The organism is Bacillus sp. FJAT-45066, assembly GCF_002335755.1.
GTDB classification, from domain to species: domain Bacteria; phylum Bacillota; class Bacilli; order Bacillales; family Bacillaceae_I; genus Bacillus_CD; species Bacillus_CD alkalisoli.
In genome coordinates this window covers 3,292,837-3,317,337 of record NZ_NISQ01000001.1, presented here as the reverse complement: position 1 = coordinate 3,317,337, position 24,501 = coordinate 3,292,837, and the positions used below count along the sequence as shown (strand labels likewise).

Below are 24,501 nucleotides of genomic sequence, written 5' to 3'. Positions count from 1 at the left end.
TTGTGTTTCAATCCGGGCTATTTCTGTTTCAATCTCTCTTCTTTTTGTTTCAATTTCTATATTTTGTGAATCAATCCGCTTATTCTTAACCTAAAGGCTGGGGCTCAGTATCTAATCAGGGTGGTTTGGTGAATGCAGGAACTTTTGTTGCACTTTGATGAGTTTTGCTACACCATAACGTTTTCATTATTCATTTTTATACTTTTTTGCTACACTACAACAGATTTATGCTACACCTCAAAAATTCCCCAATTCCCCCCACAAAATAAAAAACCAGCACCCCAAAAATCAGTGCCAGTTCCAATACGTCATCTTCCCTACCTGTACAGTTGTAATTCCTTCTATTTCACGCAACTTCAACAACTCTTTCACAGGCCCAGTTACAACCGCACCGTAAACTTGAAAACCGTTCTCCACTAGAAAATCATGATAATCTAATAATTGACTTTCTACATATTCCTTCCCAAGCATTCTAACTTTATTCTCGTTATAAACCCGCATCAAATTTTCTAAATATAAATCTTGGACATTATCGTCCAGGCCTGCATTTGAAGCATCATGGCGCCATCTCCTCATACTAGGCTCATATGTCACTTTCACCACTTCTTCCACAACCCCAATACCAAATCCGCCACCATAAACAAATCTTTTCATACCAGTTGGCCCACCACTACTCATTTCATGATAAACCTCTTCTCCCACGTGCAACGGCATCCATAAAATATGAATATCATACTCTTCTAACATCCCAAGAAAATCTTCCATGTCCATAAAGCGGTCTAACGAAAAAGCAAAATCAGCCACTGTCCCCTCGTGCACTTTCTCAAGCACTTCCCATCTTCGTTCATGATCTTCACCGTCTAGCTTCTCCCCTGTTTGCGGATGCTCCGGATACGTAAACAAAAACGTTTCTTCTTTCGCTTGTTGGTTAAGACGAATTTCCACATTTGGCTTCCTTTGGAACAGTTTTTTCTCCAAATAAACAGTCCCTACTGGCATTTCCTCTTCTCCAACTAAACGATAAACCGGATACTCCAACCTATACGTAAACCGATTATCCACGCTTTCATACTGGTGGTAAAAGCGACCAAAGTCTGTTCTTAAAGTCGGGTCCGTCATACTCATCATTGTATTAATATAATATCTGTATTCAAGCGGATCGTTCACTTTGTCAACTAACAACTTTAACCCTCCAACAGCCAATTGATAAGCAAAAAACACTAAAATCATGATACCGACAATACGTTTTGTTAATGTGAAACGGTACTTCCGCAACACTTTCCGCTCCTTCTCCTCATTCCAATCTGTCATTCTACCATTCTCCTTTCCTATTCTCCCCAAGCTGCTGGAGTTTTTTTCTCGCTCGATGCAATGTTACTTTCACTTGGCCTTCTGTCATGTCTAACGCCTCGGCAATCTCGTCGTAGTTCATTTCTTCTATTTCTCTTAAATGAATAATTGATCGGTAATTTTCTGGCAATCTATATAGTAATTCCGCTAACATCTTATTGTCTTCTACTCGGTCCATCTCCATATCTGGAATACCATACGGGCTAATCATTTGCGTATCATGAAAAAAAGACACCCAACTCCACCGCTTCTTTCGCCGCCATTCATCTAAATAAACGTTTCGCGCAACTTTATATAGCCATGCTCTTGCGGATGTTCCTTCCGCTTGATGAAGCGAAATCGTCGCCCGGACAAACGTTTCCTGGACGAGGTCCTCTGCAGCGGTCGGAGAACCAGACAATTTCAGCAAATAATAATATAATTGCTCGGCATACAAACGATATAATTCATCTAAGCTCTCCCTCCGCTTTTTGTTCAAACTGGCTCCCCCTCTGCGTCTCTCCATATATAAACGAATGCATGATTAAAATGTTACACTTTATCTCAAAAAAATGAACTGCCAAATTAGCTGCGTATATCGTTTATAGGAAGAAAAAATAACAAGTGTATTAAATAGTTGACAATAGCTATTGGTCACCCTCGTATATATGTGTCAAAACAATTTTCAAATGTTAATTGTTAAATGCGAGGTAAATGGAGTTTTAGTTTTATACGAACGGTGCAGGTTTTTTGAAGAAGTTTAATTTTAAAAACCAATGAATATGGAAATGGAAAAATTTCTCTTTGTATATAACGATAAAATAAACTACCCTTTATTCAAGGAGTGAATATAAATGAGCGATAATATTGAAGGTATTAATTATAAAGAAGTGATAGAATATGCACTGGATCCACTAATTGTCCATTCGCAGTTGAAGATTATATATATAAATGAAGCAGCAGAAAAATTTTTTCGTGGTTCAAGGGACGAGGTAATTGGGGCCAGTCCTTTAGATATCTTTAGAGAAACCTCTAAACCTGCAATTACAAAAAGAATAGCTGGAGCTTATAGTAAACCTGCAGAGGTAATTGAGGAAACTATATATAGAATGGATGGAAATCCAGTTGATGTTGAGTTATATTGCCACCCTATTAAGATAGGGGAAACAAAAGCCATCCAAACTTATGTAAGAGACATCACGGAGAGAAAACAACAAGAAAAAGTACAAGATGAAATGAATATACAAATAAACGAATTGGCGTCCAAAATCGTTCCCCTTTTAGAAGGTATTGCTGTTCTTCCTTTATTAGGAGAAATAAATCACGATAGGGCAGAACAACTCGTAGATTTAGTACCAGCTAATGTTCAAGAGCAAAAGGTTAGCCGTTTGATTATAGATTGTTCAGGTATTTATAAAATTGATAATTTAGTTATTGACTCCCTTTTTAAAATTAACAGTGTACTAAATTTACTTGGAGTAAAATGTATTATAACAGGGATAAGGCCTCAATTAGCTTTAGAAGCAGTTAAACAGGACATTAACTTAAAAAACCTACTTACTTTTTCTACTGTTAAGGATGCCTTATACTTTCTAGGGATAAATAATAAAGTTAGTTGAAGAACAAGTCATTAAAAAATACTAGAAAAACGCAGGGGTTTTTGCACCCTCTGCGTTTTTCTATGGCGATTTGTTATCTCCATGCTACTCATTCATAAACCGCTCTTGCCCCACCGATTAGTTTCGGTCGGGTTTTGGCCATCGTTACGTGGGCGTGGCCAACTGTCTTTATTTTGCTTCTCACCGGAACAGCCACATGCTTAATATGCATGCCGATAAGCGTATCACCGATGTCAATGCCAGCATCAGCCCGAATATGCTCGACCATCACCGCATCCTCTAGGTGGTGGTAGGCGAAAGACGCCATCGCCCCACCAGCTTGACGCACTGGCACAACAGTCACTTGCTCGAATCCCTCTTCCACCATAATCGAACGCTCCACAACTAACGCCCGATTCAAATGCTCGCAACATTGAAACGCAAGTTCCACACCCGTTTCCACACGAAACTTCGCTAATACATCAAATATCATTTTGGCCACATCATCCGTTCCAGCCGTTCCGATACGTTCGCCAATTACTTCACTCGTACTACAACCAATAACTAGCAGTTGTCCTTTTTGCAGGTTTGCTTGACTATGTAAATCAGCTAGAGCTTGTTTCAGCTCATCGACCCACTCTTGCATCAGCGTTCCCTCCTCCCAATTCGACAAAATTCGGGTGGTGCCTGGCACCTATTGTTGTTCGATGTGGTGAATTTTGTTTACGCGGTTTGTGTGACGGCCGCCTTCGAATTCGGTGGTAAGCCATATTTTTGCAATTTCTCGTGCAAGGCCAGGGCCAATTACACGCTCACCCATCGCTAACACGTTGCTGTCGTTATGCTCGCGCGTTGCTTTTGCACTAAACATGTCATGCACAAGCGCACAGCGAATCGCCTTTACCTTATTCGCAGCAATACTCATCCCAATTCCCGTACCACAAATTAAGATTCCGCGATCAAATTCCCCACTCGCAACCTTTTCTGCCACAGGAAGCGCATAATCCGGATAATCCACCGACGTCTCACATTCACAACCGAAATCTTCAAACTCGATATTTAGTTCTGTAAGTAAACTTTTAATCTCTTCTCTAATATTAATCCCACCATGATCGGACGCAATCGCAACTTTCATTCTCACATTCCCCTTTACTAAATGATCTATTTTCATCTTACCCCCCTGTTGAAAAAAAATCCAACGGCGCCATAAGAGTTTCCACTTTTTCTTCAGAAAAAAGCGACGAAAGGTTTATTCGCCGCCTGTTAATGGTAGTCCCTACACTCGGAACTTCGAGATATTCTTTTTCAAACTATTTGCTTGCTTCACTAATTCTTGAGAAATTTCTTCAACGTTCGCAATTAATGCTGCTTGTTCATGTGTTGCAGCTGTTACTTCTTCCGCTCCAGCAGAAGTTTCTTCGGCAATTGCCGCTACTTCTTGCGATTGACGAGAAGTAATCCCTATTGTTTCCATCTGTTGATCCACTAACACAGCAATTTGTTTAACCGAATCTGCCACTTGGAGAACCGATTCTGTCATTTCGGCAATTACTTCATTTGTTGCAGTGCCTTTTTCCGCTTCTGCGTTAGCTGTTTTCACTTGCGTAGAAATTTGTGTAACGACATTTTTCACTTCTGTTTGGATGTTTTGGATTAATTTTGAAATGCCTTGAACTGCTTTTGCACTTTCATCTGCAAGCGAACGAACTTCTTCCGCAACAACAGCAAATCCGCGACCATGCTCACCTGCACGCGCTGCCTCAATCGAAGCGTTCAAAGCTAATAGGTTCGTTTGGCCAGCGATATCGCCAACTAACGAAATAATATTTTCTACTTCTTTGGCATTTTTTTCTAAACGTTCAACAGCAGACAGAGACGCTTTATTGTCATCGGCTAATTTTTGAATACCTGAAACTAAAGAATGAATGACTTCCTTACTTTCGTTTAGGTCTTTCACCATTTCTTGAGAAAGTTGCTCCGATGAAGTTGCTTTCGTATGCACTTCGTCTGCGATACGAATGACGTTTTCAACGGATTCTGCCGTGTCTTGAACAGATGCTGCGGAACTTTCAGCGCCTTTAGCAATCTCTTCAATCGTTACCGCTATTGCTTCCGCTTGTTCCGAAGCTTGCGTTGAAACACTCGTAATTTGCACTACTTTTTCATTTGTTTCTTGGAAGTTTTTCTCGATGTTCTGAACCATTTCACGTAAGTTATGCAGCATTAAATTGAATGCATCCCCAACTTCCGCAATTTCATCTCGCGAATTGGACACAGGAACATCTTCTGATAGATCCCCATTTGCTGCTTTTTGTGCAACTTCTTTTATTTGCTGTAAAGGCTTTGTGATATACCTTGCAGCAAAAAACGCTAACACTCCAGACCAAAAAATCCCTAACAATAATGTGATGACAGTGAAAACATTTTCTGAAACTGGTACATACTCTGCTAAAAAGTATATAAAAACTCCCGAAACAGTATACGTTATCGACGCTAGAATCGTCGTAAACATTACTAGTTTCCATCTTAAACCGAATGTAAATCTCTTTGTACTCTCTTCCATACCGGCTCCCCCTCTAAGGCAACTTCTGTAAAGCTAATTCAATAAGCTTTTGTAATTCGTTAAACGTATTTCTGTACATTTCCACACTGCCACCAAACGGATCGGACACATCCCCAATTTCTCCAACAAACTCTTTTAATGTATATGTTTTGTTTATCGCATCAGGGAAATGACTTAAGATAAGTTGTTTATGGCTTGCTGTCATCGTTAAAATAAACGTTGCCCAGTCTGTATGTCCTTTTGTAAGTTGTGAGGATGAATGATTGTGTGCGATGCCTTGTTCTTGAAGTACTACTTTCGCGTGAGTTGAGGCATCTCCTCCGTTTACAGCATAAACACCAGCTGACTTCACTTCCACATTAGGCAATCTCTTGCTATGTAAAATCGCTTCCGCCATCGGGCTACGACAAGTGTTTCCTGTACAAACAAATAAAATATGAACCGACATGTTTTCTGCCTCCTTCTTTTTATTATTATAAGCCAAAGAAAAAGGATCCATCGTGATAAAAATCATTTCTACTCATTATTTCGTCAAGTTGTGACAATTTTCAAGCCGAATTTGTCAAATTTTTGTGAAAAAAAAGAGGCCGAGATTCGACCTACATGGGAAATAACAATTTAATTCCGAACGCGATTAAGATACTTCCTCCTAACGCTTCACTATACGAGCCTAGCCATCCTTGCAATTTTCTGCCAAAAAGCAAGCCAATCCACGTGAGAAGCATACTAACAATTCCGAACATCATAATGGTTACTAGTGTTTTCGCTCCATATATTCCGAGGCTCAAACCAACCGAGAAGCTGTCTAGACTTACACTTAATGCGAAAATAATCAATCCAAAGCCAATTGGCGTAATGAATGGTTCGTCCTCTTTTTTAAAGGATGCACGCATCATTTGTATGCCGAGAAGGATAAGGAGACCAGCTCCCGCGTAAGTAGCAAGTGCCCCGAATTTTTCCGAGAGTAACTTTCCGACAATCATTCCACCAAGCGGCATGAATACGTGAAAGACCCCGATTGTGATTCCTATGTAAAAAATTTGCCTTAGTCTTAGCTTTATCATCCCCATACCAAGGCCAACGGAAAATGCATCCATTCCAAGTGCGAAAGCCATTAAAAATAATGTGAAAAGTTCCCCAATGATATGTGTAAGTTCCAATGTTTCTCCTCCTTGGCGGGTAAAGTTATAATAGTTCTCGATTTAGGAGCGTGTGAGTATGTTCGTTTTTTGGACGTGCCTATATCAACATATGCATGCCTAAGTCGGAATAGAAGGAGAAATGTGCTGAGGGGTGAATTCGGGTAGGGGTTAAGGAGGCGAAATTGATTGTGGGGTGACTGTTTAAGTTCATTTTCTAATTTTTGGTTGAAAATGAACGCGGGAGGGCTCTTCATGTTCATTTTTGGCTTTTTCTTTTGGGAAAATGATCGTGGGATGACTCTCCATGTTCATTTTTGGTTTTTTGGGTAAAATGATCGTGGGATGACTCTCCATGTTCATTTTTAGCTTTTTCTTTTGGGAAAATGATCGTGGGATGACTCTCCATGTTCATTTTTGGCTTTTTCTTTTGGGAAAATGATCGTGGGATGAAACTTCATGTTCATTTTTAGCTTTTTCTTTTGGGAGAATGATCGTGGGATGAAACTTCATGTTCATTTTTAGCTTTTTCTTTTGGGAGAATGATCGTGGGATGAAACTTCATGTTCATTTTTAGCTTTTTCTTTTGGGAGAATGATCGTGGGATGAAACTTCATGTTCATTTTTGGTTTTTTCTTTTTGGAAAATGATCGTGGGATGACTCTCCATGTTCATTTTTGGCTTTTTCTTTGGGGAAAATGATCGTGGGATGACTCTCCATGTTCATTTTTAGCTTTTTCTTTTGGGAAAATGATCGTGGGAGGGCTCTCCATGTTCATTTTTGGCTTTTTCTTTTGGGAAAATGATCGTGGGATGACTCTCCATGTTCATTTTTGGTTTTTTCTTTGGGGAAAATGATCGTGGGATGACTCTCCATGTTCATTTTTACAAACCTCTAAAAATAAAAAGCCGAACCTCACTTTAAGAGATTCAGCTTTTCCACAACTAACTTATTCACTTTTCAACACTTTATACCCAGCCGCTTTGTTTAGTCGGTTCATAATGGCCGCACCAACACCAACCGCCGGAAAGGATTCACTATAAATAATGTCGACGTTTGTTTCGTTGAACTGGCGCAGTTTTTCATATAAATTCACAGCAACTGTGGCAAGATCTGTGCGAGTCCCGACAGATAACACTACGTCCGCAGACAGCTTATCAATATGTTCTTCTGTGGATAAAACACCCACAACTTTCCCTTCACTTCGGCTTTTATCCACAAGATGTTGTAGATAATCCACATCTCCTTCTACCATATACAGTGGTGCGATGGGAGCATAGTGTGTATATTTCATGCCTGGAGACTTCGGTATAAGCTCTATGTTTTCCGATGCTAGGGCTGGATCGACCGCCACTTCGCCCACAACTTGCTCTAATTGCTCTTTTGTTATGCCACCTGGCCTCAAGATAATTGGAATTTCAGTCGTACAATCTACTACGGTAGACTCTAAGCCGACTCCCGTTTGGCCACCGTCGACGATTCCAGCAATTTTGCCGTCGAGATCATCCACAACGTGTTTGGCTGTTGTTGGACTCGGTTTGCCTGAAAGGTTTGCACTTGGAGCAGCAAGTGGAAGTCCACTCTCTTCAATTAATGCGAGTGCGACCGGATGATCTGGCATGCGAATCGCAATCGTATCAAGGCCAGCCGTCACATATTGGGAGACATTATTTTTTTTAGAAAAAATAATTGTCAATGGGCCAGGCCAACATTTATCCATCAATTTTTCTGCATGAGCCGGAATGTTATCCACAAGCTCTGTTAACTGTTTTTTATTGCTTATATGTACGATAAGTGGGTTATCACTTGGTCTTCCTTTTGCTTGAAAAATCTTTGTTACAGCCTTGTCTGAGTAGGCATTTGCCCCAAGTCCATATACCGTTTCTGTTGGGAATGCAACAACCTCATCTTGTTGAAGTAAACTTGCTGCCTGTTGAATATGTGGATAACTTGAGGATTTTAACTCATTTTTATCCACAGTCCATTGTATTGTGTTCATTTTCTCTACCTCTTTTAAAAATCTACTATTTGTACTAATACTTTATAAAACTTTTGTACATAACTCAAGCTTTATCCACAAACTGTGGATAAAGCTTGTCTTTTTGTGGGTAACTTTGTGAATATTATCATTTTACCAAAGGACAGGCTAGAACAAAACAGTTTTCTAATGTGAACGTTTCCATGACGTATGGCGAATTTTTTATTTCCTCTGGTATTGTGTGAATTTCTTGTGGATAAAACCCGATTAGTTGAAAGAACTGGGCGAATTCTTGTTTATTTGTGAACATGTATAACTTATCTAGCTCTTTTTTCTTCGCAAATTGTTGTGTTTGTTCCATCAATTCTAGTATTTGTAGTTGATTGAACGTTTGCGACAGAACGAGTGAGCGTAATAAACCATTGTTTCCGTGACGTTCAATCCCTACAGTACCTGCGATTTCGCCGTTTTCTTTTTCAATGATAATAAAGTCTCCGATCGCTTCTTCCACACCAATTGTGGATAAATTGGCTTGTCCTAAAAAGTTTACGATAGTTGGGACGTCTTTTTGTGTAGCAGTGCGTAATAGTTTCATACTCATATTAGATCACCTCATTAATAGTCTAGTAATACTACTCTATTAACTTGATCTCGTAAGTAGAACTATTTTCCGCTGATTTTTTTCCATAGAGATGATAGAAACTCTGCGAAGAAAAACTTCACTTCCACTTCTTCTGGTTCTTCGTCGACTACGATTGGTTTTTCTGTAGTTTCTTCGTCTTCGTCTGGGAACGGTGTTGCTGTTGCTTCCCCGTTAGAGAAATCTAGGAAACATAACGGTGGGAATAATACGCACCACCAGTTTGCCCCTTTGCCACTACCTAATGTGATAAGGATGGCTTCATAGTCACCTGCCGGGTAAATGAAGCGTCCGTACATTTTTGTTGGAAAGTTTGCTCTACCAAAGTCTACGTTGTATTTTTGTGTGAGGCCTTCTGCTTTCATTACTTCTTCTACTATTTTTTCGATTTCTGGGATGTTGCCTTGAATGATGGATCTTGCTTCTTCGCGTGAAGTGATGTCGCTCACCCAGATTGTAATTTCTTCGTTTACTCTGTCGCGAATTTTCCTTTTTAATTCTTGGTCTTCGTCGTTGTCGCTGTTTGCTAGAATGCGAAGTCTAATTGCGTCATCAGGTATGACCATTGTTTCGTTCATAACACCTGACGCCATTTGTTCTCCTACTAGTGAAACGAAAGCTCCTATAAACATCATTACTATATATAAAGTTACCTTATTCTTTTTTATCATTGTATGTTGCACTCTCCCCTCTAGCAAACAGTATGGACAAGGGGAGAGAATCTTAAACTAGTAAAATAATAAAAATATAAAAATTGTTTTGGAGAACAAAACTATTTTAAATGAAAGGTGATAAATTGAATTAAGAAAATAAAAAACAAATTTTTGAAGTGGATATAAACCTAGAGTTGATTGGAGGGGAAGGCATTCGACTCCTGCGGGAAAAAGAGCGAAGCGTGAGACCCCACAGGCAGGACGCCGAGGAGTAGGTTTTTTTCACGATAGTGAAAATAACCTTCCCATGTGCTCCCCGCGGAAAGCGAATGCCTTCCGCGGAAATCAACGGACCAGTTCTACCACATCTCTACTAATCTAGTAAAATTAATGTTTTTATATTTCAAAAATGTTTCAAGTGCCAGGCACCTGTAATGTTTTTGTAATGTTTTAGTGCCTTCATTAACGGGTATTGGTTATTGGCGGATACATAGCGGGATATTTTACAGATGAAAGGGTGCTACATGTTATGTATCGATATGAATTTTCAATTGATGGTTACCGCGTAGAGGGCATTGGCGTTACGTTTAACCACATTAGTGTTCCACTTGATTTTTCTTTGAAGGTTGGTGGGAAATGGATGTATGGGACTGTGTATTATCACCATTATCATCGAACACTTACGTTTGATACGAAGTTTACTGACATCTTGAAACACACAAAAGAAGAAGATCGGCTACTACTCACTTCAAGCATTTTGAATGATGTTCAGGAGAAAATAAACAAAGGAATGGTTCAGAACCATCCCCCTTTAATTTCTTAATTTACTTAAAAAACCAAAAGCCACTACCTCACCACTAATCACTAGGTACTAGGCTCTTATCGTTGCATACACCATTCGATCTTTTCCATTAATATCAAACACCACTTCCGTATGTGCGTCTGGAAAAGTTCGTTGCAATAGCTCTCTAACAGCTTCTCCTTGGCCCATCCCTACTTCAAACGCAACAAGGGCCTTTTCCTTCAACACTTGTGGCAATTCTACCATAAAGCGCTCATAAAACTCTAAACCAGTATCTCCACCAACTAACGCACGATATGGCTCAAAATCTTTTACAACTGTCGAAAGCTCTTCATATTCATGAAGCGGAATGTAAGGTGGATTTGAGACAACGACATCCACTTTCTTCCCCGACTCTATAATCGGCAACAAAAGGTCGCCATGAACAAATTCCACTTCCGCTTCTAGCTTGTCTGCATTTTCTTTTGCAACTTCTAACGATTCACCGGCAATGTCTGTTGCCATTACTTCAAGCTGTTTATTTTCTAACGAAAGAGTAACCGCAATCGCTCCACTGCCTGTTCCTACATCAACGACCGAAAGTTTCTCGTCACGACCAAACAACTTAGCCGCTCGCTCTAACACACCAACAACTAACTCTTCCGTCTCTGGTCTTGGAATTAACACTTCATCATTCACGAAAAAACTGCGGCCATAAAACTCTTCTGTTTCAATTAAATATTGAACCGGAATGCCTGCCACTAACTTATGAACATTAAACACAAACATGTTGCGTTTGTCTTCCGTCAACTCGTCCTGCAAACTAGCAAGCAGCTTAGGACGCTCCACATTTAATTGATGCCTTAATAAAATTTCGCCTGCATTTTCATCACGGTTATTTTCCTTTAAAAAAGAAGAAGCCCAGTTTAGGGCCTCATAAATTTTCATTGTTTTCATCTCGTTATTCCGCCTGTTCCATTCTTTTAGCTTGATCTTCCATAATAAGAGCGTCGATTACTTCGTCCACTTTCCCTTGTAGGATTTGATCTAGCTTTTGAATTGTTAACCCGATGCGGTGATCTGTTACACGATTTTGCGGGAAGTTATAAGTACGAATACGCTCAGAACGATCCCCTGTTCCAACTGCTTGTTTACGGTTCGCATCGTATTCCGCCTGCGCTTCACGTTGGAACATATCATACACACGTGCACGTAATACTTTCATTGCTTTTTCTTTGTTCTTAATTTGTGACTTACCATCCTGACACGATACTACTACACCAGTCGGTATGTGCGTTAGTCGAACAGCCGACATCGTCGTATTAACCGACTGTCCACCAGGACCACTTGAACAGAATGTGTCTGTACGAATGTCTTTTTCATGGATGTCAATTTCAACTTCTTCCGCTTCCGGTAAAACCGCTACCGTTGCAGTAGATGTATGAATACGTCCACCTGACTCTGTTTCCGGTACACGTTGCACTCGGTGTGCCCCATTCTCATACTTAAGCTTTGAAAATGCACCTTTTCCATTAATCATAAAAATAATCTCTTTATAGCCACCCACACCAGTGGAGTTTGTTTCCATTACTTCAGTTTTCCAACCTTGTGCTTCCGCAAAACGGCTGTACATGCGGTATAAGTCCCCAGCAAAAAGCGCTGCCTCATCTCCACCAGCTGCACCTCGGATCTCCATAATAACGTTTTTGTCATCATTAGGATCTTTCGGTATAAGTAAAATGTGTAAACGCTCTGATAAGTTTTCTGCCTGCTCTTCTAACTCAGAAATCTCTTCCTTTACCATGTCACGCATGTCGGCATCTAACTTATCTTCTAACATTGCTTTCGCATCATCTAACTGCTCTTTCACTTGCTTGTATTCGCGGTATGCTTCTACCGTTTCGTGCATATCCGATTGTTCTTTCGAATACTCACGAAGCTTTTTCGTATCATTAATTACTTCCGGATCACTCAAAAGTTCCGTTAATTTATCGTATCGTGCTTCCACAGATTGTAAACGATCAAACACGTGCACTCACCTCTATTATAAAAATATACAGAAAAATACCTGCATAATACCTTTGACTAAAAATACTACAACATTCTAATTATAGTATAGGCAACACTCTACGTCAAAAGCAAATAATTGGTGACTTAGGCTGATTACATTTTCACTTGCGCCGATAAAACCTAATTTCCGCTGATAAACAACACTTTCGCCGATTGAGTCACAGATGTCGCCGATAGGATCGCTGTTTTCGCCGATAAACATTGATTTTTCGCCGATACTTTGCCCATTTTCGCCGATAAAACATAAATTTTCGCTGATAATCCAAATTAGCCTTTCAAAAAGTATATAAAATAATAAAAACCCCTTCTATTTTGCTCCATGAAGGGGTTAAACTACTCTATTCTCTATTCTCAATCGTCAAAATAACATGATAACGCGGAATAGCCCTAGCAAAATCACGCTTCAATTTTTGCTCTACCTTTTTCTTTTCCTCTTTGCTCAACTTTTTATTCGCGTATGCTGTTGTGCGGATCGTATTACCAGTTATATACACAGGTCCAGGCTCTAAATCACTATGAACTTCAATAATCTCTTGCACTTTATCTTGGTCATCCCCATAATCTGGACGATTCTCCGTTAAATCAATAAAATTGGGATTTTGATTCGTATTAAATCGCTCCGACTCTAAATTGCGCTCATAAAACCTACCACCCTCGCCCGACATGAGTCGCTGGCCATTCAAATCTTCCGCCTGATTGATTCTATTTTCCTGCACACACCCAGTTAATACGAAAAAAGAGCATACAGCCACAAACAGAATTGTACGATACATTTCGTACCACCTCCTGTTCATAGCGTATCCTCTTTTTTCAGAAAAAAAGCTCGTAAAATTTAGGAAAAATACTAACGCTCTTTTCGGTTAGCATCCACTATCGGTCCTAACCTTCCCCTGCCCTATTTGGTAGAGATTATTTAGACGTAGCCACCTGGCCAACTCTTGCTGTTACAGCATTTGGAACTTTGTGATGATGTCGGCAACGTGGCTCGTATGATTCAGATGCCCCTACTAAAATAATTGGATCATCGTAGTTGGCTGGCTCGCCATTGATTAAACGCTGCGTGCGGCTGGCGGGTGATCCGCAGACGGCACAAACAGCCTGAAGCTTTGTCACCAATTCGGCTACTGCCAAAAGTTCCGGCATTTTTCCAAAAGGTTCGCCTCGGAAATCTTGGTCTAACCCTGCAACAATGACTCTATAACCTTTGTCGGCTAGTTGTTGTACAACTTCTACGATGTTTTCGTCGAAGAACTGTACTTCGTCAATCCCGATTACTTCTGTATCCGGTGCAGCACTTTCGAGGATTGCTTGTGAAGATCGAACTGGTGTAGCTAATATGGAAGTGCCGTTATGTGATACGACTGCTTCGTCGCTGTAACGGTTATCGATTTCTGGTTTGAATACTTGTAAAGGTTGTTTTGCAAATTGAGCACGGCGCATGCGGCGAATTAATTCTTCGGATTTTCCTGAAAACATACTTCCGCAAATTACTTCGACCCAGCCGGCTTGCTTCATAACGTACATGTACGGCCTCTCCCCTCTTTAATTAGTGGCTAGTGGTTAGTGATTAGTGGTTAGGACGGGAAAGCCCATTAACCTAACCACTAATCACTAACCACTAGTATCTCTTGTAAAAGAAAAAAACAGGCAAGTTTTGAAATAACCTTGCCTGTTTCTGTTTTATTACTTAAGGCCGTATTTTTTGTTGAAACGCTCAACACGTCCGTCAGCTGCAGCATGCTTCTGACGTCCAGTGTAGAATGGGTGAGAATCAGAAGAGATCTCAACTTTAATTAACGGGTAAGTAGTACCGTCTTCCCACTCAACAGTCTCATTAGTTCTCATAGTAGAACCAGTGATGAACTGGAAGTTAGTGTTGATGTCCATAAATACAACTTTACGGTATTCTGGATGAATTCCTGCTTTCATTATTGTCATCTCCTTTATGCCCTGATTCTTTCGAAACAGAGTTAATATCACAAAATGATACCAAGGGAACTTGACCACCTTCGACATCATTTATTCTTTAAAAACACACTGATGAAATTATATCAAGGTTATCTCGGTTTTGCAAGATAAGAAAAAATAGTTTAGGCCTTTATTTCGTTGGGAATTTCTCCCTAGCTTATCTTCTCGTCTTTTGTTCTTCGTCTAGCATATCGAAAAATTCTTTATTTGATTTTGTTTGGCGCAATCTGCGTAGCAGTTTTTCGGCGAAGTCAGGCGAATCTGACATCGTTTTACGAATTGCCCATAATTTGTCTAGGTGTTCTTTTGGTATTAATAACTCTTCTTTACGAGTACCAGAGCGACGAATATCAATCGCTGGGAAGATACGACGCTCTGCAAGAGAACGATCAAGGTGTAATTCCATGTTACCAGTACCTTTGAATTCCTCATAAATAACGTCATCCATACGCGAGCCTGTATCAATTAATGCAGTTGCTAAAATTGTTAAGCTTCCGCCTTCTTCAATATTACGGGCTGCTCCGAAGAAACGTTTAGGTCGGTGGAACGCAGCCGGATCGATACCACCAGATAAAGTACGTCCGCTCGGTGGAATAACTAAGTTATACGCACGAGCTAAACGAGTGATACTATCCATTAAAATGATAACATCACGTTTATGTTCAACTAGACGCATTGCGCGTTCTAATACTAGCTCGGCCACTTTAATATGGTTTTCAGGTACTTCATCAAATGTAGAACTTACCACATCACCTGCAACAGAACGTTCGATATCTGTTACTTCCTCTGGACGCTCATCAATTAAAAGTATGATTAGTTCTGCTTCTGGATGATTGGTCGTAATGCTATTGGCAATTTCTTTAATAAGCATTGTTTTACCAGCTTTAGGTGGCGCAACAACAAGTCCACGTTGACCAAAACCAACTGGCGCAATTAAATCCATGATTCTTGTAGAAAGACTTTTTGTCGTTGTTTCCATCAAAATTTTACGGTCTGGATACAAAGGTGTTAAACCAGGAAAGTGAACGCGTTCTTTTGCTGTTTCTGGATCTTCCCCGTTTACAGCTTCCACGTGCAATAGGCCGTAGTAACGCTCATTTTCTTTTGGAGGACGAACTTTACCTGATACTTTATCACCGTTTCTTAAATCAAATCGACGAATTTGCGATGCTGAAATGTAGATGTCTTCCGAGCTTGGAGAGTAGTTGATAGGTCTAAGGAAACCGAAACCTTCTGATTGGATGATTTCTAGTACACCTTCCATAAATAATAGCCCATCTTGTTCTGCTTGTGCTTTTAAGATAGCAAAGATTAGCTCTTTTTTTGTTAATTTGCTATAGTAGGAAATTTTTAGTTGTTTTGCTAGTTCGTAAAGTTCTTTTAGCTTTAAATTTTCAAGTTTTGCAATTGTTAAATCCATGGATCTATACACCACTCAATCTTTTATTTTGGCTGTGTTAAAGTTCGCTGTTGATTTCCGTGCAAGGCTTCGCTTTCCGCGGGCGGTAAAAAGGAAGGTTATTTTCACTATCGTGAAAAAACCTACTCCTCGGCGCAAGCGCCTGTGGGGTCTCCCGCTCCCCGCTTTTCCCGCAGGAGTCTCAGCCTTGCACGGAAATCGACAGCTAATAGTATTTATTTATCAACAATAAACTTTAACATAGCTTTTATTTTAAAAATCATGTCATTGTTTCTTCATTTAGCTTTCACACTACGGTATAAAACCGTTGATGTTCGCTACAGTTGCTCGCTTTTTGCGGGCGGTAAAAAGGAAGGTTATGTGAAAAAACCTACTCCTCGACGCATTCACGTCTGTGGGGTCTCCCGTCTCCTGCTCTTCCCGCAGGAGTCTCCCAACTGTAGCGAACATCAACTCTATTTTGGCATTATAAATGTTGTCCAAGTTTCATACTTCAATTAACTGTTATATAAACTAATACATCATTTGAAAGGACCTCGATTAAGCTCAACAAGTATGTAGGAAGGCTGTCGTGTTGAAGAAGTTTGAAGAAACTTTAGACAAAGATTATTTTTTGGCATACGAAAAATAAAATTTTCATATTGCAAAAAATAATAGGATGAAGCTTGTACAATTGTTGTTTGTGCCAGGTTATTTTTGTAACGGAAGGCATTTGTAGTTAGTAGAAGAGTTTAGATGAATATTCTTTATTAAAAGCAAAGTATTCTTTATTTTACCCACAATTCACTCGTTTAAGCAATAGTTTTTTGTTGACTTTCCCTAGCGAGAAATGACAAATTGCGTAAGGGAAAATGAATTTTTCACTTTATACTATAGATTTCGAAGGCTAGTAGCAGTTTTGGACGGCTAAGAGGTTATTCTATAGATACTATATCATCTTTCAACTAGAATTGCAAACATATGTTCTATTTAGCTTCACCTTTATTTTTATACCCATTATGAAGGAAGATTAAACATCGAAAAAGCCGTAAGCAATTGCTTACGGCTTCATTACTAGATTTGGCTTTTTCTTAATGTTATGTTGTCCATCAATGAAACGAACTGTTCCGCTTTTCGCACGCATAACGACAGAGTGAGTCGTTGCATTTGTACCTTTAAATTGAACACCGCGTAATAGCTCTCCGTCTGTTACACCAGTTGCTGCGAAGATTGCGTCGTCCCCGCGTACAAGGTCTTCCATGCGAAGAACTGCATTTACGTCTTCGATGCCCATTTTTCGGCAACGCTCTAATTCTTCTTCATTTTGTGGTAAAAGGCGTCCTTGAATTTCTCCGCCTAAACACTTTAATGCTACTGCTGCGATAACTCCTTCAGGCGCTCCCCCTGAACCGAATAGTATATCAACGCCAGTCGTATCGAATGCAGTATTGATCGCTGCTGCAACATCGCCATCGTCGATAAGCTTAATTCGTGCTCCAGCTTCGCGAAGTTCAGAAATGATTTTTTCATGACGTGGGCGGTTTAATATAACTGCTACTACGTCTTCGATGTCTTTATTTTTCGCTTCTGCTACTGCTTTTAAGTTGTCTAGTACTGATGCATTTAAGTCAATTTTCCCTACTGCTTCTGGGCCAACTGCAATTTTGTCCATATACATATCAGGAGCATGTAAAAGGTTGCCGTTGTCTGCAACAGCTAAAACTGCTAGCGCGTTCCAACCACCTGAAGCAACGATACTTGTCCCTTCTAGTGGGTCAACTGCTACGTCAAGGCGCGGTCCAAAACCAGTTCCTAGTTTCTCTCCAATATAAAGCATTGGTGCTTCATCCATTTCTCCTTCACCAATAACTACTGTCCCTTTCATAGGGATTGTATCAAAAACGTCACGCATTGCTGAAGTTGCAGCGTCATCCGCTTTTTCCTTGTCTCCTCTACCCATCCAACGTGCAGAAGATAATGCCGCCGCCTCTGTTACACGAATTAGTTCCATTGATAAACTTCTTTCCATTTTGCCTTCCCCCAGTACCTATGTAATATGTTTAAATTAATGTGATATACTATTGATACATATAGTATAACATAGTCAGTCGGATCATGGGGATTTTTTTGATTTATGTAAATCAATTTCATCATTTATGTTCGTTAATGAAAAACGAATATTTTAGTGTAATACAAATTAATATGTTCGTTTAATAAGGTGTTTAAAAACGAATAGGTTTACTATTCGTTTTTCGTTTAGTAATTGTACATTATGAAACTCACTCATGTAAAAAAGAACCCAACTTGGTTGAGTTCTTTACGTAATTTATGAATTTTGCATTTGTTCTATTTCTTCTTCTGATAGGTCTTCTCGCCATAAAGTAGCGCCTAGTCCTTTTAGCTTTTCTTCTAAATGGCTATAGCCACGGTCAATATGTTCTAAGCCTGTAACTTCTGTAATACCGTCTGCCATTAATCCAGCAATAACAAGTGAAGCACCAGCGCGCAGATCACTTGCTTTCACTTTTGCTCCTTGAAGTTGGACAGGTCCGTTTACGATCGCTGATCTGCCTTCCACTTTGATCTGAGCATTCATGCGGCGTAGTTCGTCTACGTGCTTGAAGCGTGCGGAATAAATGGTATCTGTGACGATGCTTGTCCCAGTTGCTTTTGTAAGCAGGGCAGTCATCGGCTGTTGTAAGTCTGTTGGGAAGCCTGGGTGAACTAATGTTTTCACGTCAATTGCTTTTAGTACGTCTCCAGGAACGACTAACAATTGGTCTTGATGGTTATTCACATCAATTCGTACGCCCATTTCTCGTAGTTTTGCAATGACAGGCTCTAAGTGAGTTGGAATAACGTTGTCGATAATCATTTCTTTACCAACTGCTGCGGCCATAATCATGTATGTACCCGCTTCAATTCGGTCAGGGATGATTGTATGACGACATCCGTGTAGCTTGTCGACTCCATCAATACGAATGACGTCTGTTCCAGCACCTTTAATTTTCGCACCCATGCTTGTTAATAAGGTTGCTACATCAATAATCTCTGGCTCTTTTGCGGCATTTTCAATAATGGTTCTGCCTTTTGCTCGAACCGCTGCTAGCATGATATTGATTGTTGCACCAACGCTTACTACGTCTAAGTAGATGCGGGCTCCTCTTAGTTCGTCGGCACGCAGGTAGATGGCACCTTGCTCGTTTGTCACTTGAGCACCTAGCGCTTCAAATCCTTTAATATGTTGGTCAATCGGTCTTGGGCCAAGATGGCATCCACCAGGAAGGCCTACTACCGCTTTTTTAAATCTTCCGAGCATTGCACCCATTAGATAGTAGGAAGCACGAAGTTTTTTTACTTTTCCATTCGGTAAAGGCATGGCTATCATATTTTCAGGATTCACTGTCATGGAGCCATCTTCAGTTAGTGTGACAGTTCCTCCGATTTCTTCTAAAAGGCTGCCTAAAATATTTACGTCTGATATTTGTGGTAAACCATCGATCATAACAGGTGATTCTGCTAAAATTGTTGCAGGAATGAGGGCAACTGCACTATTTTTTGCACCGCTTACTCGAACCGTCCCGCTTAATTTTGTGCCACCAATAATTTTTAATTTTTCCATATTAAATCTCCCTTCTAGGGTGAGCTTATATTATAGCTAATGAATTTATGATGAATTGTTTGCTTTTTCGTTTCGTGCACAAAGTATGTATTCATTATTATACACATTTTTTGGCAATTATAAAATAATCAATAGTTCGTGCTTGTTTAGGAAAACACGCTACTTGAGTCCGTTTCACAATGTATGGCTACTGGATGAAAAACGAATTAAAACATATAGATTAATTTTATAAATAATTATCGTACAAACATTATGCAAAGTGATATGACAAAAATTCGTTTTTCAATAAACGAAACGTAAATGAGTGAGTTTCATAATGTACAATTACTTGATTCAAATATTAAATTAGTCCACTTATTAGTTTACACGATTTTGAGAAAATATAAATGGTAGATGGCCAACTTTTACGAAATTGTAAAATTCAGTGCCTAATTACTATTATTTTCTAGTGCTAATGGAATAATAGTTTGTTTGGTCTTAGTTGGGTTTGGGGATGAACTCTAAGTAAGATGGATATACCGAAAAAGAAGTCGCTGATAAAAGGGGTCATGCGCCGATAATGGCACCGAATCGCTGATTGGGATTAGTCAATCGCCGATTAGATTTACAATTTCGCCGATATAACCTGGATTATCGCCGGTAAAAGTCCCATTTTCGCCGATAAAACCTAAAAAATCCCCGATAAATACAAAATCCAGTCATCCTATCTATCCATTTTTCACGCCAATTACTTCTCGGGGACTCTTCTACGACCGTTTTTTCTTCATTCTGAACGGAATTCGGTGTTAAAAAACTAAAAAAGGAGAAAACGGTTTGCAAAATAGCAAGCCATTTTCTCCTTAAGTTCTCAACCTATTAATTTTTACGGTTATTCCAGTCTTCTAGGAACTTTTCGATGCCTTGGTCTGTTAGTGGGTGGTTGAAAAGTTGCATTAGGACTTTGTATGGAATCGTTGCGATGTGCGCGCCGTTTAGTGCTGCATCTGTTACGTGTTGTGGGTGACGGATAGATGCTGCGATAATTTCTGTTGGTAGGTCATGGATAGTAAATATGTCCGCAATAGTGGAGATTAAGTCCATGCCGTTATGACCAATGTCGTCTAGTCTTCCTAAGAATGGAGAAACGTATGTCGCACCAGCTCTTGCTGCTAGTAAAGCTTGGTTTGCACTGAAAACAAGCGTTACGTTTGTTTTAATATTTAGTTCGGAAAATGCCGCTACAGCTGTTAAGCCGGCTGGTGTCATTGGAACTTTGATTGTGATGTTTGGCGCAATTTTTGCTAGTTCTATTCCTTCTTCGATCATTCCTTCTGCATCAAGTGCGATTACTTCTGCGCTGACGGAACCTTTTACGATTTCTGTAATTTCGCGAAGACGGTCTTCAAATGTTACGCCTTGTTCTTTTACGACTAAGCTTGGATTTGTTGTAACGCCTGAAAGTAGGCCTAGTTTATGTGCTGCTTTTATTTCTTCTAAGTTGGCAGTATCAATGAAAAATTTCATTTTTAAAAACACTCCTTTATGTATCCGTTTACATTAATAGTTTGCACTACGGGTATTTGTTATTTTACCATACACTTTTTGATTTCCCTAAAGAAAAAAAGCAAAACTACTTTTGTTGAAGGAAAGTAGTTTTGCTTTTTCGTTGCGTTGTTGTTTGAGTTTGTTTGTTGAAATGAAATGTTTCAAAATGATGACAGGTGCCAGGCACCTGTCATATTTTGGATTCCTTAAGCTTTGTTTGCAGAGCCGAATTCGCGCATTTTACCTTTTACTGTTTCTTTGATTGCGTCGCGAGCTGGGCCTAAGTATTTACGTGGATCATATTCTTCCGTTTTTGTTGCAAGCACTTCACGCACTGCTTTTGCAGATGCGATTTGGTTTTCTGTGTTTACGTTGATTTTTGCTGTGCCGAAAGAAATCGATTTTTGGATATCATGAGTTGGGATACCAGTTCCGCCGTGAAGTACTAGAGGTACACCAGCGCGGTTGTTGATTTCTTCCATCTCTTTGAATCCTAAGTTTGGCTCACCTTTGTAGGGACCGTGAACAGATCCTAACGCTGGAGCTAGGCAGTCGATACCTGTGCGTTTAACTAATTCTTCACACTCGTTAGGGTCAGCGTAGATTACGCCTTCTGCGATTACATCGTCTTCTTGTCCACCAACTACACCAAGTTCTGCTTCAACAGAAACTCCGTGGAAGTGTGCAAGTTCTACTACTTTTTTAGTTGTTTCGATGTTTTCTTCGAATGGGTGGTGAGAAGCGTCGATCATAACAGATGTGAAACCTGCATGAATTGCTTTTGCACAAGATTCGAAGCTTGAACCGTGGTCTAAGTGAATCGCAACTGGAACTGTTACGTTGTACTCTTCCATTAATGCTTTAACCATTGCTACAACTGTTTTGAATCCACCCATGTAACGAGCAGCACCTTCAGAAACTCCTAGAATTACTGGAGAGTTCTCTTCTTGTGCAGCTTGTAAAATCGCTTGCGTGAACTCTAAGTTGTTTAAATTAAATTGACCTACTGCATAGCCTTCTGCATTAGCTTTTTTTAGCATTTCTGTCATTGAAACTAAAGGCATGGTAAATCCTCCTTTGCAATTTTGCCTGCATGTTGTAAAACTTCAGGCAGGTGTTTTTCGCTTCCTATCCTAAAATATAAGCTTCATTCTATGTTGACCAATTCAAAATGTCGCTATGTATGAGCGAGCTAATATTTGTCGGAATAGTTATCCATTACTTAGCATACCAAACTTCAAAACGAATGAGCAACAAAGAAAATCAGTAATTTAAAGTGTAAGCGGTAACAGTTGGAATGTTTAAATTTTCAGACACAATTGGGGTTTAATAGGATGGGAAGAAGGGTAAATAATGGTAGGGTGTGGGATGTAGCCTACATATGGCCGGGTGGCTAATTTTCTCAAAAGAAAAAACAACCAGACGTAGAACTAGATGCTGGTTAGTAGGATCTAGCACTAAATATGGTTGCTTTTTGGGACATGCCTTAAACGGATTGAGGCATATATTTGCGGACAGCTTCACGAATTTCATCGATATCGAATGGTTTGGCGAAATGCGTGATTGCGCCTAGATCCTTTGATTCTTGGATCATATCGAGTTCGCCGTATGCGGTCATGATAATTACTTGAATGTCTTTGTTAATCGCTTTTAGTCGTTTTAAAATTTCAATGCCATCCATGCCAGGAATTTTCATGTCTAGTAAAACTAAATCAGGTGAATGCTTTTCGACAATGTCTAATGCTTGGTAACCATTTGCTGCTTGGAATGTTTGATAACCTTCTTTACTGAATACTTCGTTTAGCAAGATTCGGATTCCGAATTGGTCATCAACGATTAGTAATTTCCTTTGACTCACCATTAACACACCTCAAATTCTTCGAGTATTTAAGTAACGAAGTTTTCTATGTTGCTGAATTCACTACTCTACATGGGCATTTTAGCTTATACGGACGTCTCATTTTCACACATGTCTCGTCGCATTACAAGATATAGCGCCATCTACCTCTATATTCTACCAATTGGTACTCATTTCCTTCTTATTTTCATTAATATTACATTATTTATTATTTTTTATTAATTTCATAAGCGTTTCGTTTATTGAAAAACGAACCTTTTGGATAATATTAATTTATAGTTCGTATTCGTTTTGTAGTCATATATTATGAAAGGCACTCTCTTACGTGAAATTTGCTATTTTATGACCATTTGATATATTTTGGAGTGAAGTGTTTATTCGGAAATGGAGTGTACTTTTTATGTTGAAGATATTTATGACACAGCTTTCTGGCGTGTTTAAAAAAATTGCCAGTGACGAAGAGTTTGGCCTTGAAGATGGTGCGCGTGTGTTAGCCCAGGCAGTTGTCGGGGATGGGCATGTATATGTTGCTGGGTTTGCAGAGATGAAAGCGGTAGTAGCGGAGGCTGTTTACGGTGCGGAACCGTTGATTGGGGCTAGAGAGTTGGAGGATGTTACTGCTTTAAAGGATGTTGATCGTGTATTGATTGTTAGTAGGTCTAGTACGGATGTGGCGGCTGTGGAGTTGGCTAAACAGTTGCAGGCTCGTGGGATTGGAGCGGTTGGGATATCGACGGTTCCGAAGCGTGTGGATGGTGAGTCGTTGACAGATTTGGTGGACAACCATATAGATTTGCAGTTGTATCAAGGGCTTATTCCGGATGAGGATGGCTCGAGGTTTGGTTATCCGAGTAGCTTAGTGGCGCTTTTTGCTTATCATGGGCTAGCGTTTACGGTCCGGGAGATAGTGCGGGAGTTGGAAGAGGAGTAATTTGTTTGTTTAAATGAAGCAAACTTGCCGTTTTAGGGTAGGTTTGCTTTTTTGTGTTGTATTTTGGGGGAGATGAAGCTGTTTAATAGATTTTAGGGGATGAAGTGTAGGTTTTTTTATATGGAGGTTGGTGTTAAATGGTTTATCGGCGATATTTTGGGTTTTATCGGCGAATTTGCATAGTTTATCGGCGAAAATTCGACTTTTATAGGCGAATTTTCCATTTTATCGGCGGAATTTACACTTTATCGGCTTTTATACACTATAGTTAAGAGGCATTGTCAACCGCACATGTGCGGTTTTTTGTTATTTTTTTATAAAAAATTGCTTTTTAGATAAAGAATTTACCTTTTATTGTCACTTCTACTAATACGCCTTCTTTCATCCGTATTCCATAACTAATATTTGAAGATTACACAACTGCACATGTGCGGTTTTTTGTTATTT

At 39.7% G+C, this 24,501-nt stretch carries 24 protein-coding genes; 3 read left to right on the top strand and 21 right to left on the bottom strand.

Annotated elements, in window-relative coordinates:
* Positions 1-288 precede the first annotated feature (288 nt).
* Together CDZ92_RS16745 and CDZ92_RS16740 are read right to left on the bottom strand one after the other, a co-directional pair.
* Entirely contained in the window at positions 289-1,311 is a 1,023-nt protein-coding gene (locus tag CDZ92_RS16745; protein WP_096156351.1) for an anti sigma factor C-terminal domain-containing protein, read from the bottom strand.
* A gap of 1 nt (position 1,312) precedes the next feature.
* Positions 1,313-1,828 (bottom strand): RNA polymerase sigma factor, encoded by a 516-nt coding sequence (locus CDZ92_RS16740; protein ID WP_227521418.1) that lies wholly within the window; start codon positions 1,826-1,828, stop codon positions 1,313-1,315.
* A gap of 355 nt (positions 1,829-2,183) precedes the next feature.
* On the opposite strand from CDZ92_RS16740, the gene CDZ92_RS16735 reads away from it, so the two are divergent.
* On the top strand, positions 2,184-2,948 hold the full coding sequence (locus CDZ92_RS16735) for a PAS domain S-box protein (RefSeq protein ID WP_096156349.1): 765 nt from the start codon (positions 2,184-2,186) through the stop codon (positions 2,946-2,948).
* A gap of 88 nt (positions 2,949-3,036) precedes the next feature.
* On the opposite strand, the gene CDZ92_RS16730 is transcribed toward CDZ92_RS16735, so the two are convergent.
* From CDZ92_RS16730 to spoIIR, 8 genes are all read right to left on the bottom strand, one after another.
* Positions 3,037-3,573 (bottom strand): TIGR01440 family protein, encoded by a 537-nt coding sequence (locus tag CDZ92_RS16730; protein WP_096156348.1) that lies wholly within the window; start codon positions 3,571-3,573, stop codon positions 3,037-3,039.
* A gap of 48 nt (positions 3,574-3,621) precedes the next feature.
* Positions 3,622-4,062, bottom strand: a complete 441-nt coding sequence (gene rpiB, locus CDZ92_RS16725; RefSeq protein WP_096157046.1) for a ribose 5-phosphate isomerase B — start codon at positions 4,060-4,062, stop codon at positions 3,622-3,624.
* A 141-nt stretch (positions 4,063-4,203) separates the two neighbouring features.
* Positions 4,204-5,490, bottom strand: a complete 1,287-nt coding sequence (locus CDZ92_RS16720) for a methyl-accepting chemotaxis protein (RefSeq protein ID WP_096156347.1) — start codon at positions 5,488-5,490, stop codon at positions 4,204-4,206.
* A 13-nt stretch (positions 5,491-5,503) separates the two neighbouring features.
* A complete protein-coding gene (locus tag CDZ92_RS16715) occupies positions 5,504-5,938 on the bottom strand; it encodes a low molecular weight protein arginine phosphatase (RefSeq protein ID WP_096156346.1) in 435 nt (144 codons plus the stop codon).
* A gap of 151 nt (positions 5,939-6,089) precedes the next feature.
* Entirely contained in the window at positions 6,090-6,605 is a 516-nt protein-coding gene (locus CDZ92_RS16710; protein WP_096157045.1) for a manganese efflux pump MntP, read from the bottom strand.
* 974 nt (positions 6,606-7,579) lie between these two features.
* A complete protein-coding gene (locus CDZ92_RS16705) occupies positions 7,580-8,629 on the bottom strand; it encodes an L-threonylcarbamoyladenylate synthase (RefSeq protein ID WP_096156345.1) in 1,050 nt (349 codons plus the stop codon).
* A 127-nt stretch (positions 8,630-8,756) separates the two neighbouring features.
* Positions 8,757-9,209: a GNAT family N-acetyltransferase gene (locus tag CDZ92_RS16700; protein ID WP_096156344.1), complete on the bottom strand. Its 453-nt coding sequence runs from the start codon at positions 9,207-9,209 to the stop codon at positions 8,757-8,759.
* 62 nt (positions 9,210-9,271) lie between these two features.
* Complete coding sequence (gene spoIIR, locus CDZ92_RS16695) at positions 9,272-9,919, bottom strand: stage II sporulation protein R (protein ID WP_096156343.1); 648 nt, start codon at positions 9,917-9,919, stop codon at positions 9,272-9,274.
* A 511-nt stretch (positions 9,920-10,430) separates the two neighbouring features.
* On the opposite strand from spoIIR, the gene CDZ92_RS16690 reads away from it, so the two are divergent.
* Positions 10,431-10,724, top strand: a complete 294-nt coding sequence (locus CDZ92_RS16690; protein ID WP_096156342.1) for a hypothetical protein — start codon at positions 10,431-10,433, stop codon at positions 10,722-10,724.
* A 48-nt stretch (positions 10,725-10,772) separates the two neighbouring features.
* Here CDZ92_RS16690 and prmC read toward each other — a convergent pair whose 3' ends face one another.
* The 11 genes from prmC to CDZ92_RS16635 form a co-directional block, all read right to left on the bottom strand.
* A complete protein-coding gene (gene prmC / locus CDZ92_RS16685) occupies positions 10,773-11,630 on the bottom strand; it encodes a peptide chain release factor N(5)-glutamine methyltransferase (protein ID WP_096157044.1) in 858 nt (285 codons plus the stop codon).
* Between the two features lie 13 nt (positions 11,631-11,643).
* Positions 11,644-12,711 carry a peptide chain release factor 1 gene (gene prfA, locus CDZ92_RS16680; RefSeq protein WP_096156341.1) on the bottom strand — a complete coding sequence of 356 codons (1,068 nt, stop codon included), beginning with the start codon at positions 12,709-12,711 and terminating at the stop codon, positions 11,644-11,646.
* Positions 12,712-13,090: 379 nt separating this feature from the next.
* Positions 13,091-13,525: a hypothetical protein gene (locus CDZ92_RS16675; protein ID WP_096156340.1), complete on the bottom strand. Its 435-nt coding sequence runs from the start codon at positions 13,523-13,525 to the stop codon at positions 13,091-13,093.
* 136 nt (positions 13,526-13,661) lie between these two features.
* The gene (locus CDZ92_RS16670) at positions 13,662-14,276 is read right to left on the bottom strand and encodes a thymidine kinase (RefSeq protein ID WP_096156339.1); all 615 of its coding nucleotides are present in this window, start codon (positions 14,274-14,276) and stop codon (positions 13,662-13,664) included.
* A 159-nt stretch (positions 14,277-14,435) separates the two neighbouring features.
* On the bottom strand, positions 14,436-14,681 hold the full coding sequence (locus CDZ92_RS16665; RefSeq protein WP_096156338.1) for a type B 50S ribosomal protein L31: 246 nt from the start codon (positions 14,679-14,681) through the stop codon (positions 14,436-14,438).
* A 196-nt stretch (positions 14,682-14,877) separates the two neighbouring features.
* Complete coding sequence (gene rho / locus CDZ92_RS16660; protein WP_096156337.1) at positions 14,878-16,140, bottom strand: transcription termination factor Rho; 1,263 nt, start codon at positions 16,138-16,140, stop codon at positions 14,878-14,880.
* Between the two features lie 1,039 nt (positions 16,141-17,179).
* Entirely contained in the window at positions 17,180-18,148 is a 969-nt protein-coding gene (glpX, locus tag CDZ92_RS16655) for a class II fructose-bisphosphatase (protein ID WP_096156336.1), read from the bottom strand.
* A 297-nt stretch (positions 18,149-18,445) separates the two neighbouring features.
* Positions 18,446-19,741 (bottom strand): UDP-N-acetylglucosamine 1-carboxyvinyltransferase, encoded by a 1,296-nt coding sequence (locus CDZ92_RS16650; protein WP_096156335.1) that lies wholly within the window; start codon positions 19,739-19,741, stop codon positions 18,446-18,448.
* An 855-nt stretch (positions 19,742-20,596) separates the two neighbouring features.
* Complete coding sequence (fsa, locus tag CDZ92_RS16645; protein WP_096156334.1) at positions 20,597-21,244, bottom strand: fructose-6-phosphate aldolase; 648 nt, start codon at positions 21,242-21,244, stop codon at positions 20,597-20,599.
* A gap of 227 nt (positions 21,245-21,471) precedes the next feature.
* Positions 21,472-22,329: a class II fructose-bisphosphate aldolase gene (locus CDZ92_RS16640; protein WP_096156333.1), complete on the bottom strand. Its 858-nt coding sequence runs from the start codon at positions 22,327-22,329 to the stop codon at positions 21,472-21,474.
* A gap of 422 nt (positions 22,330-22,751) precedes the next feature.
* Positions 22,752-23,126 carry a response regulator gene (locus tag CDZ92_RS16635; RefSeq protein WP_141395239.1) on the bottom strand — a complete coding sequence of 125 codons (375 nt, stop codon included), beginning with the start codon at positions 23,124-23,126 and terminating at the stop codon, positions 22,752-22,754.
* 397 nt (positions 23,127-23,523) lie between these two features.
* On the opposite strand from CDZ92_RS16635, the gene CDZ92_RS16630 reads away from it, so the two are divergent.
* The gene (locus CDZ92_RS16630) at positions 23,524-24,054 is read left to right on the top strand and encodes a DUF2529 domain-containing protein (RefSeq protein ID WP_096156331.1); all 531 of its coding nucleotides are present in this window, start codon (positions 23,524-23,526) and stop codon (positions 24,052-24,054) included.
* The last annotated feature ends 447 nt before the right edge of the window (positions 24,055-24,501 follow it).